This window comes from Streptomyces sp. NPDC059373, assembly GCF_042751495.1.
Taxonomy (GTDB): domain Bacteria; phylum Actinomycetota; class Actinomycetes; order Streptomycetales; family Streptomycetaceae; genus Actinacidiphila.
Genome location: NZ_JBHYXC010000005.1, coordinates 60,348 through 73,847, shown reverse-complemented (window position 1 = coordinate 73,847; position 13,500 = coordinate 60,348). Strand labels below are relative to the sequence as shown.

General features: G+C 71.8%; 9 protein-coding genes. 1 reads left to right on the top strand and 8 read right to left on the bottom strand.

Annotated elements, in window-relative coordinates; genetic code table 11:
• Nucleotides 1-56 precede the first annotated feature (56 nt).
• The 8 genes from ACFXJ5_RS11765 to ACFXJ5_RS11730 all read right to left on the bottom strand — a co-directional run bounded on the left by ACFXJ5_RS11765 (nucleotide 57) and on the right by ACFXJ5_RS11730 (nucleotide 10,139).
• Nucleotides 57-482, bottom strand: a complete 426-nt coding sequence (locus ACFXJ5_RS11765) for a roadblock/LC7 domain-containing protein (RefSeq protein WP_384630178.1) — start codon at nucleotides 480-482, stop codon at nucleotides 57-59.
• A gap of 10 nt (nucleotides 483-492) precedes the next feature.
• On the bottom strand, nucleotides 493-2,694 hold the full coding sequence (locus ACFXJ5_RS11760; protein WP_384630177.1) for a sensor histidine kinase: 2,202 nt from the start codon (nucleotides 2,692-2,694) through the stop codon (nucleotides 493-495).
• A gap of 96 nt (nucleotides 2,695-2,790) precedes the next feature.
• Entirely contained in the window at nucleotides 2,791-4,533 is a 1,743-nt protein-coding gene (locus tag ACFXJ5_RS11755; protein WP_384630176.1) for an amidohydrolase family protein, read from the bottom strand.
• Nucleotides 4,534-4,673: 140 nt separating this feature from the next.
• Complete coding sequence (locus tag ACFXJ5_RS11750) at nucleotides 4,674-5,813, bottom strand: LLM class flavin-dependent oxidoreductase (RefSeq protein WP_384630175.1); 1,140 nt, start codon at nucleotides 5,811-5,813, stop codon at nucleotides 4,674-4,676.
• An 81-nt stretch (nucleotides 5,814-5,894) separates the two neighbouring features.
• Nucleotides 5,895-6,662 carry an SDR family NAD(P)-dependent oxidoreductase gene (locus ACFXJ5_RS11745; RefSeq protein ID WP_384630174.1) on the bottom strand — a complete coding sequence of 256 codons (768 nt, stop codon included), beginning with the start codon at nucleotides 6,660-6,662 and terminating at the stop codon, nucleotides 5,895-5,897.
• A gap of 17 nt (nucleotides 6,663-6,679) precedes the next feature.
• Nucleotides 6,680-7,570, bottom strand: coding sequence for a TIGR03619 family F420-dependent LLM class oxidoreductase (locus tag ACFXJ5_RS11740; protein ID WP_384630173.1), 891 nt, complete (start codon nucleotides 7,568-7,570; stop codon nucleotides 6,680-6,682).
• A 516-nt stretch (nucleotides 7,571-8,086) separates the two neighbouring features.
• Nucleotides 8,087-9,313, bottom strand: coding sequence for an amidohydrolase family protein (locus ACFXJ5_RS11735; protein WP_384630172.1), 1,227 nt, complete (start codon nucleotides 9,311-9,313; stop codon nucleotides 8,087-8,089).
• A gap of 58 nt (nucleotides 9,314-9,371) precedes the next feature.
• Nucleotides 9,372-10,139: an AMP-binding protein gene (locus ACFXJ5_RS11730; protein WP_384630171.1), complete on the bottom strand. Its 768-nt coding sequence runs from the start codon at nucleotides 10,137-10,139 to the stop codon at nucleotides 9,372-9,374.
• Nucleotides 10,140-10,415: 276 nt separating this feature from the next.
• Here ACFXJ5_RS11730 and ACFXJ5_RS11725 point away from each other — a divergent pair, with 276 nt between their 5' ends.
• On the top strand, nucleotides 10,416-13,364 hold the full coding sequence (locus tag ACFXJ5_RS11725) for a BTAD domain-containing putative transcriptional regulator (RefSeq protein WP_384630170.1): 2,949 nt from the start codon (nucleotides 10,416-10,418) through the stop codon (nucleotides 13,362-13,364).
• Nucleotides 13,365-13,500 lie beyond the last annotated feature (136 nt).

Here is a 13,500-nt window from a genome sequence, read left to right as displayed (position 1 = left end):
CGACCGCTCCGCTTCGGCTCACTCGCCGGGTGGGCACCGGAGGACTTTGGTCGCCGTCACATTCCGGCGCCGACCGCCAGGGGGGCCGAGTGGAGCTCGACGACGAGTTGGGGGGTGAGGAGCTCGCCGGCGCGGTCGGCGAGGACGGCCATTTCGTAGCCGACGAGGCCGACGTCGCAGCCTTCGGCGGCGAGGACGCCGAGGCAGGAGCCGTCGCGGATGCGGCCGACCATCATGAAGCCGCCGAGCATTTCGATCATGACGAGCTTCATGCCCTGGAAGCCGTGGGTGGCGGCGGCGTTCTGGGCGAGGGAGGTTATGCCGGAGACGACGGCGGCGAGGTGGTCGGCGCGATCGCGGCCGAGGCCGTCGGAGGCGGCCATGAGGAGGCCGTCGGAGGAGACGGCGACGGCGTCGGTGACGCCGTCGGCCGTACGGACGAACTCGGAGATGAGCCAGCCGAAGCTTTGGGCAGTGGTCACGACGGTCGTCCTATCTGGCTTCGGCGCGGGCGACGCCGGCACGGAAGCCGTTGAGCATGGCAGATACATGGGAGGGGGTGCCGGACGTACGAAGGGGCTTACGGGCCGCCGCCGGCCGGCCGGGGGCCGGGACCGGGGCCGGGACGAGGAGGCGGGCCGGGAGGGTGACGAGGGCGGAGACGCCGCCGCCGGGGGTGTCGAACAGCCGGACCTCGACGTCGAGGCGGCGGGCGAGGCGGCCGACGACGTAGTGGCCGAGGAAGCGGGTCGGGGCCACGAGGAAGGCCTCGTCGCCGGCGAGGCGGGCGTTGGAGCGTTCGAGGTCGGGGCCGGGCATGCCGACGCCGTGGTCGACGACCGCGATGCAGTATTCGTCGCCGTCGGCCCAGCCGTGCACCTCGACGGGCTCGGTCGGCGGGGAGAAGGTGAGCGCGTTCTCGACGATCTCGGCGAGCAGATGCGCGAGGTCCGCGACGGCGTGGCCGCGCAGGTGGCAGGGCTCGACCGTGGCGACCATGACGCGGCGGAACTGCTCGACCTCGGCCAGAGCCGCCTGCACCAGCTCCAGGCTGCCGGCCGTGCCGGTGGACGTACGGGGGGTGTGCTGGCCGACGAGGACGAGCAGGCTCTCGGCGTTGCGGCGCATGCGCGTGGCGAGGTGGTCGAGTTCGAACAGTTCGGCGAGGGCGTCGGGGTCGAGTTCCTGGTTCTCCAGGCGGGTGATGAGGCCGAGCTGGCGGCGGATGAGGCCCTGGCTGCGGCGCCCCAGGTTGGCCAGGGATTCGGTGGTGTTGCGGCGCAGCACGGCCTGCTCCGCGGCGAGCCCGACGGCGGTGCGCTCGACGCCGCGCAGGGCGGCGGCGACCTTGGTGACCTCCTCGGAGCCGCCCACTCCGCGTTCCGGCTCTCCGTCGTCCGTGTCCGGCAGCCGGCCGTCCTCCTGGATCCGTCGTACGGCCTCCGGCAGCCGCTGCCGCGAGACTTCGGCGGCGTCGCGGGCGAGGGCGTCCAGGGGGCGGGTGATGGAGCGGGAGGCCAGCAGCCAGGCGAGGGTGACCAGGGCGACGGCGAGCAGGCCGACGCCGAGGTAGCCGATGAGCTGGGTGGTCGCGGCGTCGCTGAGCTGGGACGTACGGGTGCGCAGGTCGGCGCCGACTTCTTGTTGCACGTCGTACAGCGCGTCGACGAGCACGGTCATGTCGTCCCACCACGCCTTGGGGTCGATCTGCAGAGCCGAGCCGTCGACCCCGCGCTCGGCCAGTTCCTCGTACGACGTGGCGCTGTGGGCCGCGACGGAGCTGAAGGCGTTGTCGAGTTCCGCGCGCTGCTTGGCGGTCGCGACCTGCCGGTAACGCGCGAGGGCGGCGACGCGGGTCGCCCGCGTCTCGGTGAAGTCCAGGTACTGGGTGCGGGTGAAGGAGCCGGCGGCGAACACGCCGTTCAGCGAGCCGCGTTCGAGGGCCAGGGACTCCTTGGCCGCCGCCAGGGCCTGGAGCGCGGCGAGGCCGTCGCGCAGCTTGCGGTCGCCACGGGTGGTGGTGTCGGCGGCCGGGTCCTCGGCGTTGAGGGTGTCGATGGCGTCGGTGTAGAAGCGCAGGGTGGTCGCGGGGTCGGCGATGTCGGCGTCGACGTCGGCCCGTACGGGGGTGAGGCGGGCCAGCCGGTCCTGCACGGCGGTGGCGACGACGGGCTCGTTGCGCAGGTCATACAGCGCGGTGTCGACCTTCTTGCGCTGGGCGCGCAGCTGCGTCGCGTACGACTCCTCACCACCGAGCAGGCCGTTGGTCAGGCCTCGTTCGCGCTGCAGCTCGTGGACCAGACCCTGCACGCGCAGCGACAGGTTGACCTCGGACCGCGTCTGGCTGGCGTCGTCGAACTGCGTGATACGCCCCTGGACGGCCAGGCCCACCATCGCGAGCAGCAGGCAGGTCGGCACGGCCAGTACGACCGCGACCCGGCCGCGGATCGTGCGCCAGCCGGGCAGCGTGCGGCGGCGCCACAGGCGGCTGCCGCCGGCTGACCGCGCCGGTGCCGGTGCCGGTGCCGGCTGCTTCAGCTCCGGCTCTTTCGGCTCCGGTTGTTGCAGCTCCGGGTGCTTCAGCTCCGGGTGCTTCAGCTCCGGGCGATCCGACTCCGGCTTCGGCCGCGCCGCAGCCGACCCCGCACGTCTCGCGTGCGCCCGTCCTGTCGCGCCTGCCGTCCCGCCCCTCATACCGGATGAAGCTACCCTTCCGACCGCGAAGGCCGGTTTCCGCCGTGTTAGGGGTGGGTTGCGCAGTGCTCACAGTTGCTGATGGGACGTCAGGAGTCAGGCGGTCGTGCTCACCGTTTCCGTGTCCCGGCCCGACCTCAGTACGGTCCCGGGGATCGCCCCTGTGATCGCGTCGTCCCGGATCGTCTCGACGCCGTTCACGCGCACGCTCACCACGCCCTGCCCCCGCGCGTCCAGGCGCGGGCTGTCCCCCGGCAGGTCGTGCACCAGCCTCGCCACCCCCGCGTCGATCCGCTCCGGGTCGAACAGCACCAGATCCGCGTGGTACCCCTCCACGATCCGGCCCCGGCCACGCAGCCCGAACAACCGCGCCGGGTCGTCCGTCAGCATCCGTACCGCCCTCGCCAACGGCACCAGTTTCCGCCCGCGCAGACAGTCCCCCAGGAAGCGCGTGGTGTACGGCGCCCCGCACATCCGGTCCAGATGCGCCCCCGCGTCCGAGCCGCCCAGCATCACGTCCTCGTGCTCCCACGTGCGGCGGCGCAGCTCCCAGCTGTCCGGGTCGTTGTCGGTCGGCATCGGCCACAGCACAGTACGCAGCTCGTCGTTAGCGCAGATCTCCACCAGCGTGTGGAAGGGCTCCTGCCCGCGCTCTGCGGCGATGTCCCGCACGACCCGTCCGCTGACCCCGGCCTCCTTGTTCACCTGCGAGTACGTGTCCCCTATGACGTACCGCCCGAAGTCGGCCAGCCGCCGGAAGACTCCGGCCTCCGGGCTGTCGGCCCGGCGCAGCATCTCCGTACGCACGGTCTCGTCCCGCAGCCGCGCGATCCGCTCCGGGACGGGGAGGGAGAGGATCTCGCCCCATCCGGGGATGAGGTTCAGGGCGCAGAAGGTGCCGAGCGACATGTTCATCGGCGTCAGGATCGGCATCGTGAGGGCCACGATCCGGCCGCCGGCCTTACGCGCCTGCTCGGAGGCGAGCAACTGGCGCGGGACGCGCTGCGGGACGGCGGCGTCGATCGTCAGGACGTTCCAGTTGAGCGGCCGGCCGGCCGCCGCGCTCATCTCCACGAACAGCTCGATCTCGTCGTCCGAGAACTGGTCCAGGCAGCCCGCGACGATCGCCTCGATCTGCGTCCCCTCGTGCTCGCCCACCGCCCTGGACAGCGCCAGCAGTTCCGCCGGGCGGGCGTGCCGCGATGCGACGGGCCTGCCGTCGCCGTCCGAGTGCGTCGACGACTGCGTCGTCGACAGCCCCCAGCCGCCCGCGTCCATCGACGCGTGGAACAGGCTCAGCATCTCGTCCAGCTGTGCGGCGCTCGGCTGCCCGCCGACCGCCTCCGCGCCCATCACGTGCCGCCGGAGCGCGCAATGTCCCACCATGAAGCCCGCGTTGACCGCGATACCTCGGCTCTCGAGGGCGCTCAGGTAATCCCCGAACGACTCCCACGTCCACTCGACCCCGTCCTCCAGTGCCTTGAGGGACATTCCCTCGACCCTCGACATCATCCGGCGCGTGTAGTCCGCGTCCTCCGGCTTGAGCGGCGCGAGCGTGAAACCGCAGTTCCCGCCCGCGATTGTCGTGACCCCGTGGTTCATCGACGGCGTCGCGAACGGGTCCCAGAAGAGCTGCGCGTCATAGTGCGTGTGCGGATCCACGAACCCGGGCGTGAGCACAAGGCCCGACGCGTCCTCGCTGCTCCGGGCGGGCTCGGTCGTCTCTCCGGGCGGGGCGATCGCGGCGATCCGGCCGCCCCGGATCCCGACGTCGGCGCTGCGTGGCGGGGCGCCGGTGCCGTCGACGACGGTCGCGCCGCGTATCAGATGGTCGAGCATGACCTTCCCTTCCTTTCAGAGGTTGGGGGTAGGCCGTCCGCCTGAGGCGGAGCCCCGGCACCGGCACCCCAACGGCGTGGCCCCCGCCGGGGGCCGCCCCGGGCGGGGGCCGGGCGGCGGTCCGGGAAGACGCCGCCCTGTCAGTGGTGACCGCCGGGGGCCGCCGCATCGCGGAAGCGCGTGGTGCGGTGGACCGGGTCCGTGTCGATCTTGGGGATGACGTGCTCGCCGACGAGCCGGATCGTCCGGAGGGTGTCCTCGTAGGGGACGCCCACCGGAAGCCCGAACGACAGCTGGTCGGCCCCCGCCGCCTCCCACCGCTTGCACTGCGCGAGCGCGTCGTCGGGGTCGCCGCAGATGATCAGTTCCTCGTCGAGCAGCAGCTCGATCAGCTCCTCCGTGTACTGCGGAAGCAGCTCCGGCCACTGGGGGATGTACTCCGGCCTCGGGAACGTGTCGTGGTACCGGAAGAGCAGCGACTGCAGGTAGTTGAGATTGCTGGTGGCGGCGACCCGGACGGCCTCCTTCCGGGTCTCCGCGACGATCGCGGTGGTCGTCACCATCACGTTGTCGTTGACGAAGTCCCCGATCGGCTCGGCGTCCCGCACCGCGGTCTTGTACGAGTCGACGACCCACTCCATGTCGGAGACCTTCTGCACGCTGAAGCCCAGTACGCCCAGCCCCTTCCTGGCCGCCATGGCGTACGAAGGCGGGGACCCGGCGGCGTACCACATGGCGGGGTGGGAGGCCCCGTACGGCTTGGGCAGGACCTTGCGGGGCGGCAGGGACCAGTGCTTGCCCTGGAAGCCCTCGTACTCGTCCTGGAGCCACATCTTGGGGAACTCGCCGACCGTCTCCTCCCAGATCTCCTTGGTGGCGTTCATGTCGGTGATGCCGGGCAGGAAGCCGAGGATCTCGTGGCTGCCGGCGCCGCGCCCGGTGCCGAACTCGAAGCGGCGGCCGGAGAGATGGTCGAGCATGGCGACCCGCTCGGCGACCTTGACGGGGTGGTTGACCTGCGGGAGGGGGTTGAAGATGCCGGAGCCGAGGTGGATGCGCTCGGTGGCGTGGGTGAGGTAGCCGATGTAGACGTCGTTGGCCGAGAGGTGCGAGTACTCCTCCAGGAAGTGGTGCTCGCTGAACCAGGAGTATTTGAAGCCGGACTTGTCGGCCTGGATGACGTACTCGGTCTCCTCCATGAGCGCGTGGTGCTCCGCCTCAGGATCGACCTTGGCACGGAAGTTGGGTACGTATCCCTGTACGAAGATGCCGAATTCCAAGGGGTCACCGTCCCTAAGCGTTTCTGACGCATCGTCAGATCACAACTGACTCTTCCACTGAGCTGACGCACCGTCAAGTAGTCAGAAGATGGAGACCCCGGCCAGCCAGCCGCCGTCGATGACGAACGGCTGCCCGGTGATGTACGAGGAGTCCTCGCTGGTCAGGAAGAGCGCGAGCCGCGCCACCTCGTCCGGGCGGCCGATCCGGGCGAGCGGTACGACCTTGCCGTACAGCTGGTCCAGCGCCTCGGCCGGGACGCCCTCGCCCGGGTTGGACATCGGGGTGTCGATCGCCCCCGGGCACATCGCGTTGACCCGGATGCCCTTGCCGGCCAGCTCCATCGCGGCGACCCGGGTCATTCCGAGGATCGCGGCCTTGGTCGCCGCGTACGAGGTCACGCCCGCCATGCCGCTGAGGGCGACGTACGACGCCGTGTTGACGATCGTGCCGCCCCCGGCCGCCTCCAGGGCGGGGATGGCGGCGCGCATGCCGAGGAAGGCGCCCACCTGGTTGACCTGGACGACCTGGAGGAACTCCTCGAGCGGGGTGGACGCCAGCTCGTTGAAGCGGAGTATCCCGGCGTTGTTGACCAGGCCGTCGAGCCGCCCGTAGCTGTCGGTGGCGACGGCGAGGGCGGCCGCCCAGTCCTCCTCGCGGCTCACGTCGAGGTGGACGTACCGCGCCCGGTCCGCGCCGATGTCGGCGGCCACCGCCTCGCCCTGCTCGTCCAGCACGTCCCCGAGGACGACCTTCGCACCCTCGGCCGCGAACAGCCGTGCCTCCTGCTCGCCCTGGCCGCGGGCCGCACCGCTGATCAGTACGACCCGGCCGTCCAGCCTGCCACCCATGCCGGTCCCCTCTTCGTTCATTCGTTGAGGTGCGGCGCCACGCCGTCGGCGAACGCCTCCATCTGGTCGACCAGTTCCGCCGTGCTCCGGCTGCGGAACCGCACCTGGAGCTGGTCCACGCCCATCGCCCGGTACGCCCGCAGCGACTCCGCGAGCGCCTCCGGCTTGCCGGTCAGCGTCCGCCGCCCCACGGCCCAGTCCGGCTCCCCGACGTACATCGGCTCGGCGATCGCCCCGACCGTGAAGGGCGCCTCGATGCCCGCCCGCTCTCGCAGTTCCCTGATCCGGCCGATCTTGCCGGGCAGTCGGTCCCGGGGATCCCCCTGCGGCAACCACCCGTCGCCCTTCAGCGCGGCCCGCCGTACGGCCGCCGGCGACGAACCGCCCACCCACACCGGCACCGGCCGCTGCACCGCCCCCGGCTGCTGCTCCCCCGCCGCGAACTGCGCCCGTACGGCGTCGATCGCCTCGTCCAGCACCGCCCCGCGCCGCTCGAAGTCCACGCCCAGCGCCTCGAACTCCTCCCGTACGTGCCCCGCCCCCACGCCCAGGACCAGCCGCCCGGCGGAGAGGTGGTCCAGCGTCGCGTACTGCTTGGCGGTGAGCAGCGGATGCCGCAGCCCGATCACCGCGACATGGCTCAGCAACCGCACCCTGGTCGTCACGCCCGCGAGGAAGGCGAGCGTCGCCACCGGGTCGTACCACGTCACGCTCATCGCCCCCGCGAGGCGTGGCGGGATCGCGACGTGGTCGCAGCACCCGACATACGCGAAGCCCAGCCGGTCCGCCGCCCGCGCGACCTCGACCAGGTCGTCCGGACCGGCGCCCGCCTCCCACGGCTCGGCGTAGATCGTGCTGAGGGACTGCACCGGCAGCTGCATGCCGTAGGCGATCGGGGTCCGGGTCATGCCGTCATGGTCGTACCTGACGGACCGTCAGACAAGGGGTCGGGCGAAGTCGGGGTCGGCGAGATCGATCGTGACCGAGTTGCCCAGGTTGTTGGTGAACGTGGCCAGTGATCCCTCGACCGTCGCCAACTCGAAGGGATTGGAGCAGCGCCGCGCTGTCCACCTCCGCGCTGCGCGCCGAACCGTCCGTCCCACCCGGGCACCTCGTGCGCCGCCCGCAGCTCGGTGATCCGGCTCATCGGCTGCCCTCCGCGGGTCGCCTCCACATCAGTCCGACCGCAGGGTGTCACGCTTCGCTCGCCTCGGGCGGTCGGCCTTGCCCGCAGCCCGGCGCAGCGCACTGCGACGGCGGGAGGGCCCGGGGTCGTAGGGGTGGGGGTCCTGGACGCTCCGCATATTTGTGTGCGCCATGCCGGTCCAGGCAGCGAACGACCCGTCACGCACGTAAATATGTCGGTCCAGGACTCCCAGCCCCGGAGGCCCCGGACCCGGAGCGACGCACCCACGAAAACCCGTTCAGACGACCGCGTCCGCCCAGAGGCCGTCCTTGGTCAGCCCGAGCAGCTCGATGGCGTTCGTACGGACGATGCGGTCGACGACGTCCGGCGCGAGGTGCCCCATCTGGGCCTCACCCACCTCACGGGACTTCGGCCAGGTCGAGTCGGAGTGCGGGTAGTCCGTCTCGTACAGCACATTGCCGACGCCGATCGCGTCAAGATTCCTCAGCCCCACCGCGTCGTCGAAGAAGCAGCCGTAGACGTGCTCGGCGAAGAGCTCGCTCGGGGGCCGCAGGACCTTGTCGGCGACGCCGCCCCAGCCGCGGTTCTCCTCCCAGACCACGTCGGCACGTTCGAGGATGTAGGGGATCCAGCCGATCTGGCCTTCCGCGTACATGATCTTGAGCCCGGGGAAGCGGTCGAACTTGCCGGACATGAGCCAGTCCACCATCGAGAAGCAGCAGTTGGCGAAGGTGATCGTCGAGCCGACCGCGGCAGGGGCGTCGGCGGACGTCGACGGCATGCGGGACGACGAGCCGATGTGCATGGCGATGACGGTGCCGGTCTCCTCGCAGGCCCGCAGGAAGGGATCCCACTCGTCGGTGTGAATGGACGGCAGGCCGAGCGCCGGCGGGATCTCCGAGAAGCAGACCGCCCGCACGCCCCGCGCGGCGTTGCGGCGCACCTCCGCCGCCGCGAGTTCGGCGTCCCAGAGGGGGATGAGGGTGAGGGGTATGAGCCGGCCCTGGGCGTCGGGGCCGCACCACTCCTCCACCATCCAGTCGTTGTAGGCGCGCACGCACAGCAGCCCGAGGTCGTGGTCCTTGGCCTCGGTGAAGGTCTGGCCGCAGAAGCGCGGGAAGGTGGGGAAGCACAGCGCGGACTGGACGTGGTTCACGTCCATGTCCACCAGCCGCTCGGGGACGCTGTACGAGCCGGGCCGCATCTGCTCGTACGTGATGGCCTCCAGCCGCACTTCGTCCCTGCTGTAGCCCACGGCCGTGTCCAGCCGGGTCAGCGGCCGGCGCAGCCCTTCGTACAGCCACCAGTCGGCGAGCGGGCCGTCGTCGCCGGGCTCGCCCATGCGCGGGGAGAAGCGGCCGCCGACGAAGCTGATCGACTTCAGGGGGGCGCGGACGATGCGGGGGGCGGTGTCGTGGTAGGCCGACGGGAGCCTGTCCCGCCAGACGTCGGGAGGCTCGACCGTGTGGTCGTCCACCGAAATGATCCTAGGGAAGGTCTCCATGCGCACCACGGTAGCGCGAATCTGACGGTGCGTCAGTAAGTGGGCACGAAGCCGCCGCCTACGAGACGACCGGCAGCAGGATCCGCCACACCGCCTCCTCCAGGCCGTGGACCGAGGCGATCCACCCCACGCTCTCCTCCGGCGTCCCCAGCTGTGCCGCGCGCGCCAACTCCCCCAGCAACTCGCCCAGGTCGCAGTGGCGCAGCGGTGGCTCCAGCCGGCCGCCGCCGAGCCTGTCGGCCCCCCCGGCCACGTAACGCTCGTACGCGACGGCGGAGCGCAGGACGCCGACCGGCTGCCAGGACGCGGCCAGCCGGTCCGCCCGCTCGCCGCCGACGCGGGTGCCGTCGGCCTCGATGACCTGAGTACGGGAACGGTCCACCGCCAGCGAGGTCCACGCGTCGCCCCCGGTGAGCACCGCCGCCGGGCGGCACCGTTCGACGGCCTGCGCGAGAGCGCCGGGGCGATCGGGGCCACCCGCGCCGGCCGCCACCAGCGGCACCGCCGACATGCCCGCGTACAGGCAGCCGAAGAAGGCACCGGCGAGGTCCACGCCCTGCGGGTAGGCCAGCAGGATGCGGCTGCCGGGCGGTACCACGACACCCAGCCGGGCCGCGACCGCCCGGGCCCGCCGGTCGAGGTCGGCGAAGCTGCAGCCGAGGTAGGGCGTGGCGTCGGGCCGGTTCGCCGCCCGGCGCCGCAGCAGGGGCCCCGGCAGCCGGCGGACGCTGACCGGCACACTGCGGGCGCCCGCGTCAGGGCCGTCGGGGCCGTTGGGGCCCTCCGGTCCATCGGGGCCGTTCGGGCCGTTCACGGCCTCCGGCATACATCGTGAGCACATGGGCAGCCCGTCACTCCCCCCGGCACACGCACACGAATCGAATTGGCCCGACACACACAGCACAGCCCCCGCGGCGACACAGATGGAACCTCAAATTCCTGGTAACTCTTCGTACAGCGCCCCCCGACCGGCCACCCCATAGGTGACCGAAACCGGTTGACACGGCAAACTGGCACGGCGACCACTGTTGCGGCTCGCGATGAACGATCGATAAACGCGCCCGTCGCGACCGGAAACGGCGCGCCGGCACAGGGGGCAGGAATGGGGAGCGGCGACACAGGACCCGACCCGCAGGCGGTGCCGAGCGCGGAGCTGCGCTTCACGGTCCTCGGCCCGGTACGGGCCTGGCGGGGCGACAAGCCGATCACCAGCATGCCGCCGCAGCAACGCGCCCTGCTGGCCGCCCTCCTCCTGCGCGGCGGCCGCGCCGCCACCGCCGCCGAACTCCTCGACGCCCTCTGGGGCGAGGAACCGCCCGCCACCGCCCTCGCCGCCCTGCGCGGCTACGCCTTCCGGCTCCGCAAGGCCCTCGGCACCGACGCCCTCACCACCGTCGACGGCGGCTACGCCCTGCACACCGAGCCCGCCGCCCTCGACCTCACCCGCGCCGAGATGTACGTCGCCGACGCCGAGAAGGCCCGCGGCGCCTCCGACCTCGGCAAGGCCCGCGACGACCTCGCCCGCGCCCTCGCCCTGTGGGACGGCGAACCGCTGGCCGGCCTCCCCGGCCCGTACGCCGACGCCCAGCGCAACCGCCTGTCCGAATGGCGCCTCCAGCTCGCCGAGACCCGCCTCGACCTCGACCTCCAGGTCGGCTGCCACGCCGAAGCCGTCTCCGAACTGACCGCCCTGTCCGCCGAACACCCCCTGCGCGAGCGGCTGCGCGCCCTGCTGATGCTCGCCCTGTACCGCAGCGGCCGCCAGGCCGAGGCCCTCGGCGTCTACGCGGACACCCGCCGCCTCCTCGCCGACGAACTCGGTGTCGACCCCGGCGCCGAGCTCACCGACCTCCACCAGCGGATCCTCGAGGTCGACCCGGCCCTGCTCCAACCCCCGGCCCCCCAGGCCGAGTCCGCCCAGGAGCCGGTCCGTCCCGCCCAACTCCCGGCCACGGTCTCCGACTTCACCGGCCGCGCCGCCTTCGTACGCGAACTCGGCGAGAGCCTGGCGCACGGCGGCGTCATGTCGGTATCCGCGGTCGCGGGCATCGGCGGCGTCGGCAAGACCACGCTGGCCGTGCATGTCGCGCACGCCGCCTACGAGGCCTTCCCCGACGGCCAGTTGTACGTCGACCTCCAGGGCACCGACGCCCGGCCGGCCGAACCGGAGGCCGTCCTGGCCTCCTTCCTGCGGGCGCTGGGCATCCAGGACTCCGCGATACCCGACTCCCTGGCCGACCGCTCCGCCCTCTACCGCTCCACCCTGGCCGGCCGCCGCGTCCTCGCCCTCCTCGACAACGCCCACGACGCCGCCCAGGTCCGCCCCCTCCTCCCCGGCACCCCCGGCTGCGCCGCCCTCATCACCAGCCGCGTCCGCATGGTCGACCTGGCCGGCGCCCATCTCGTCGACCTCGACGTCATGAGCCCCGAGGAAGCCCTCCAGCTCTTCACCCGCATCGTCGGCCACGAACGCGTCGCCAGCGAACGCCAGGCCGCCCTCGACGTCGTCGCCGCCTGCGGCTTCCTGCCGCTGGCCATCCGCATCGCCGCCTCCCGCCTCGCCACCCGCCGCACCTGGACCGTCTCCTTCCTCGCCCGCAAGCTCAGCGACGAACGCCGCCGCCTCGACGAGCTCAAAGCCGGCGACCTCGCCGTCAAGGCCACCTTCGAGCTCGGCTACGGCCACCTCACCCCCGCCCAGGCCCGCGCCTTCCGCCTCCTCTCCCTCCCCGACGGCCCCGACATCTCCCTCGACGCCGCCGCCGCCGTCCTCGACATGGACCCCTACGACGCCGAAGCGCTGCTCGAAGCCCTGGTCGACATCAGCCTCATCGAATCCGCCGCCCCCGCCCGCTACCGCTTCCACGACCTTCTGCGGCTGTACGCCCGCGACTGCGCCGACCGCCACGAATCCGACGAGTCCCGCTGCACCGCACTCCTGCGGCTGCTCGACTTCTACCTGGCCTCTGCCGCCCGCGCGTACGAGCTGGAAAACCCGGGCGACCGGCTCCTCGACCACCTCGTGGTGACCTCACGCCAGGGGCTCGCCTTCACCAGCCGCGGTGAAGCCCTGGACTGGCTTTTCACCGAGGCCCCCGGCCTGCTGGCTGCCGTTCAACAGGCCGCCGCGGGCGGGTGCGACGGTCCGATGCGACGAGCCGTCGATCTGCTGCACGTGAGCCATGACCTCACGGAATCCGGTGTGTACGCCCGCCAGTACGAACAGGCCACCCGAGCCCTGGTGACCACCGCCGCCGACTGCGGCGAAGCGCTCGTCGAGGGCCGGGGACGCGTCACCCTCGGCCATCTGAACGGCCTGGCCGGGCGCTTCGCCGACGCCGACCGCGAAGCCCAGCGGGCCCTGCTCCTCGGCCTCGCCGCCAACGACCCACTGACCAGCAGCTACGCCCCGAACCTGCGAGGCACGATCGCGTTGCCCGAGCGGCGCTTCGAGGAGTGCGCGGCCTATCACACCACAGCTCTCGACGCCTTCCGTGCCGACAGCAACCGATACGGCGAAGCCACGGCTCTCAGCAATCTGTCGCGTGCGCAGATCGCCCTCGGAGACGTTCCGGCCGCCATCGACTCGGCCGAACAGGCCATGGTCATCTACCGCGAACTGGGTGCCGGATTCCGATTCGGCAACGGTCTGTACGCCCTGGCTATCGCCCTCACCGCCGCCGAGCGCCTGGACGAAGCCCTGGCCCGCCTCACAGACGCGCTGTCCGTGTTCCGCGATGCGCGTCAGCAGTTCTGGGAGGGCATGACGCTCTTCCGTATGGCCGAGGTCCAACTCGCCGCAGGCCGTAACCGCCAGGCGGCGTCCTTCGCCGAGCAGTCGCTCACCCTTCTGCGCGAGGTCAGCGGCGAGTATCGCTGGGCGAACGCCCTCACGGCGCTCGGCAAGGCCCTCGCCCGCATCGGACACACCGACCGCGCCCGCGCCTGTTGGCACGAGGCTCTCGCCACGTTCACCGCTCTCGGCTCGCCCGAAGCAGACGAGGTCCGGCGGTTCCTCAGCGATCCCTCGGCTCCGGCAGTCGCCGTGTAAGCCCCATGTCGGGTGCTGTGCGAGCGTTCGTTTATCAGTTGATTATCGACTGCTGCCACGATTCCATCACTGCGAGAGCTGCCCGCCTGGTAGCGCACGGGGGTCGTTGCCAGGCGGGCCTCGCATCGGCACCACT

Excerpts from the sequence above, each read along its gene's own strand:
- ACFXJ5_RS11760 (WP_384630177.1), bottom strand. The coding sequence starts at position 2,694 with ATGAGGGGCGGGACGGCAGGCGCGACAGGACGGGCGCACGCGAGACGT.
- ACFXJ5_RS11755 (WP_384630176.1), bottom strand. The coding sequence starts at position 4,533 with ATGCTCGACCATCTGATACGCGGCGCGACCGTCGTCGACGGCACCGGC.
- ACFXJ5_RS11745 (WP_384630174.1), bottom strand. The coding sequence starts at position 6,662 with ATGGGTGGCAGGCTGGACGGCCGGGTCGTACTGATCAGCGGTGCGGCC.
- ACFXJ5_RS11740 (WP_384630173.1), bottom strand. The coding sequence starts at position 7,570 with ATGACCCGGACCCCGATCGCCTACGGCATGCAGCTGCCGGTGCAGTCC.
- ACFXJ5_RS11735 (WP_384630172.1), bottom strand. The coding sequence starts at position 9,313 with ATGGAGACCTTCCCTAGGATCATTTCGGTGGACGACCACACGGTCGAG.
- ACFXJ5_RS11730 (WP_384630171.1), bottom strand. The coding sequence starts at position 10,139 with ATGCCGGAGGCCGTGAACGGCCCGAACGGCCCCGATGGACCGGAGGGC.
- ACFXJ5_RS11725 (WP_384630170.1), top strand. The coding sequence starts at position 10,416 with ATGGGGAGCGGCGACACAGGACCCGACCCGCAGGCGGTGCCGAGCGCG.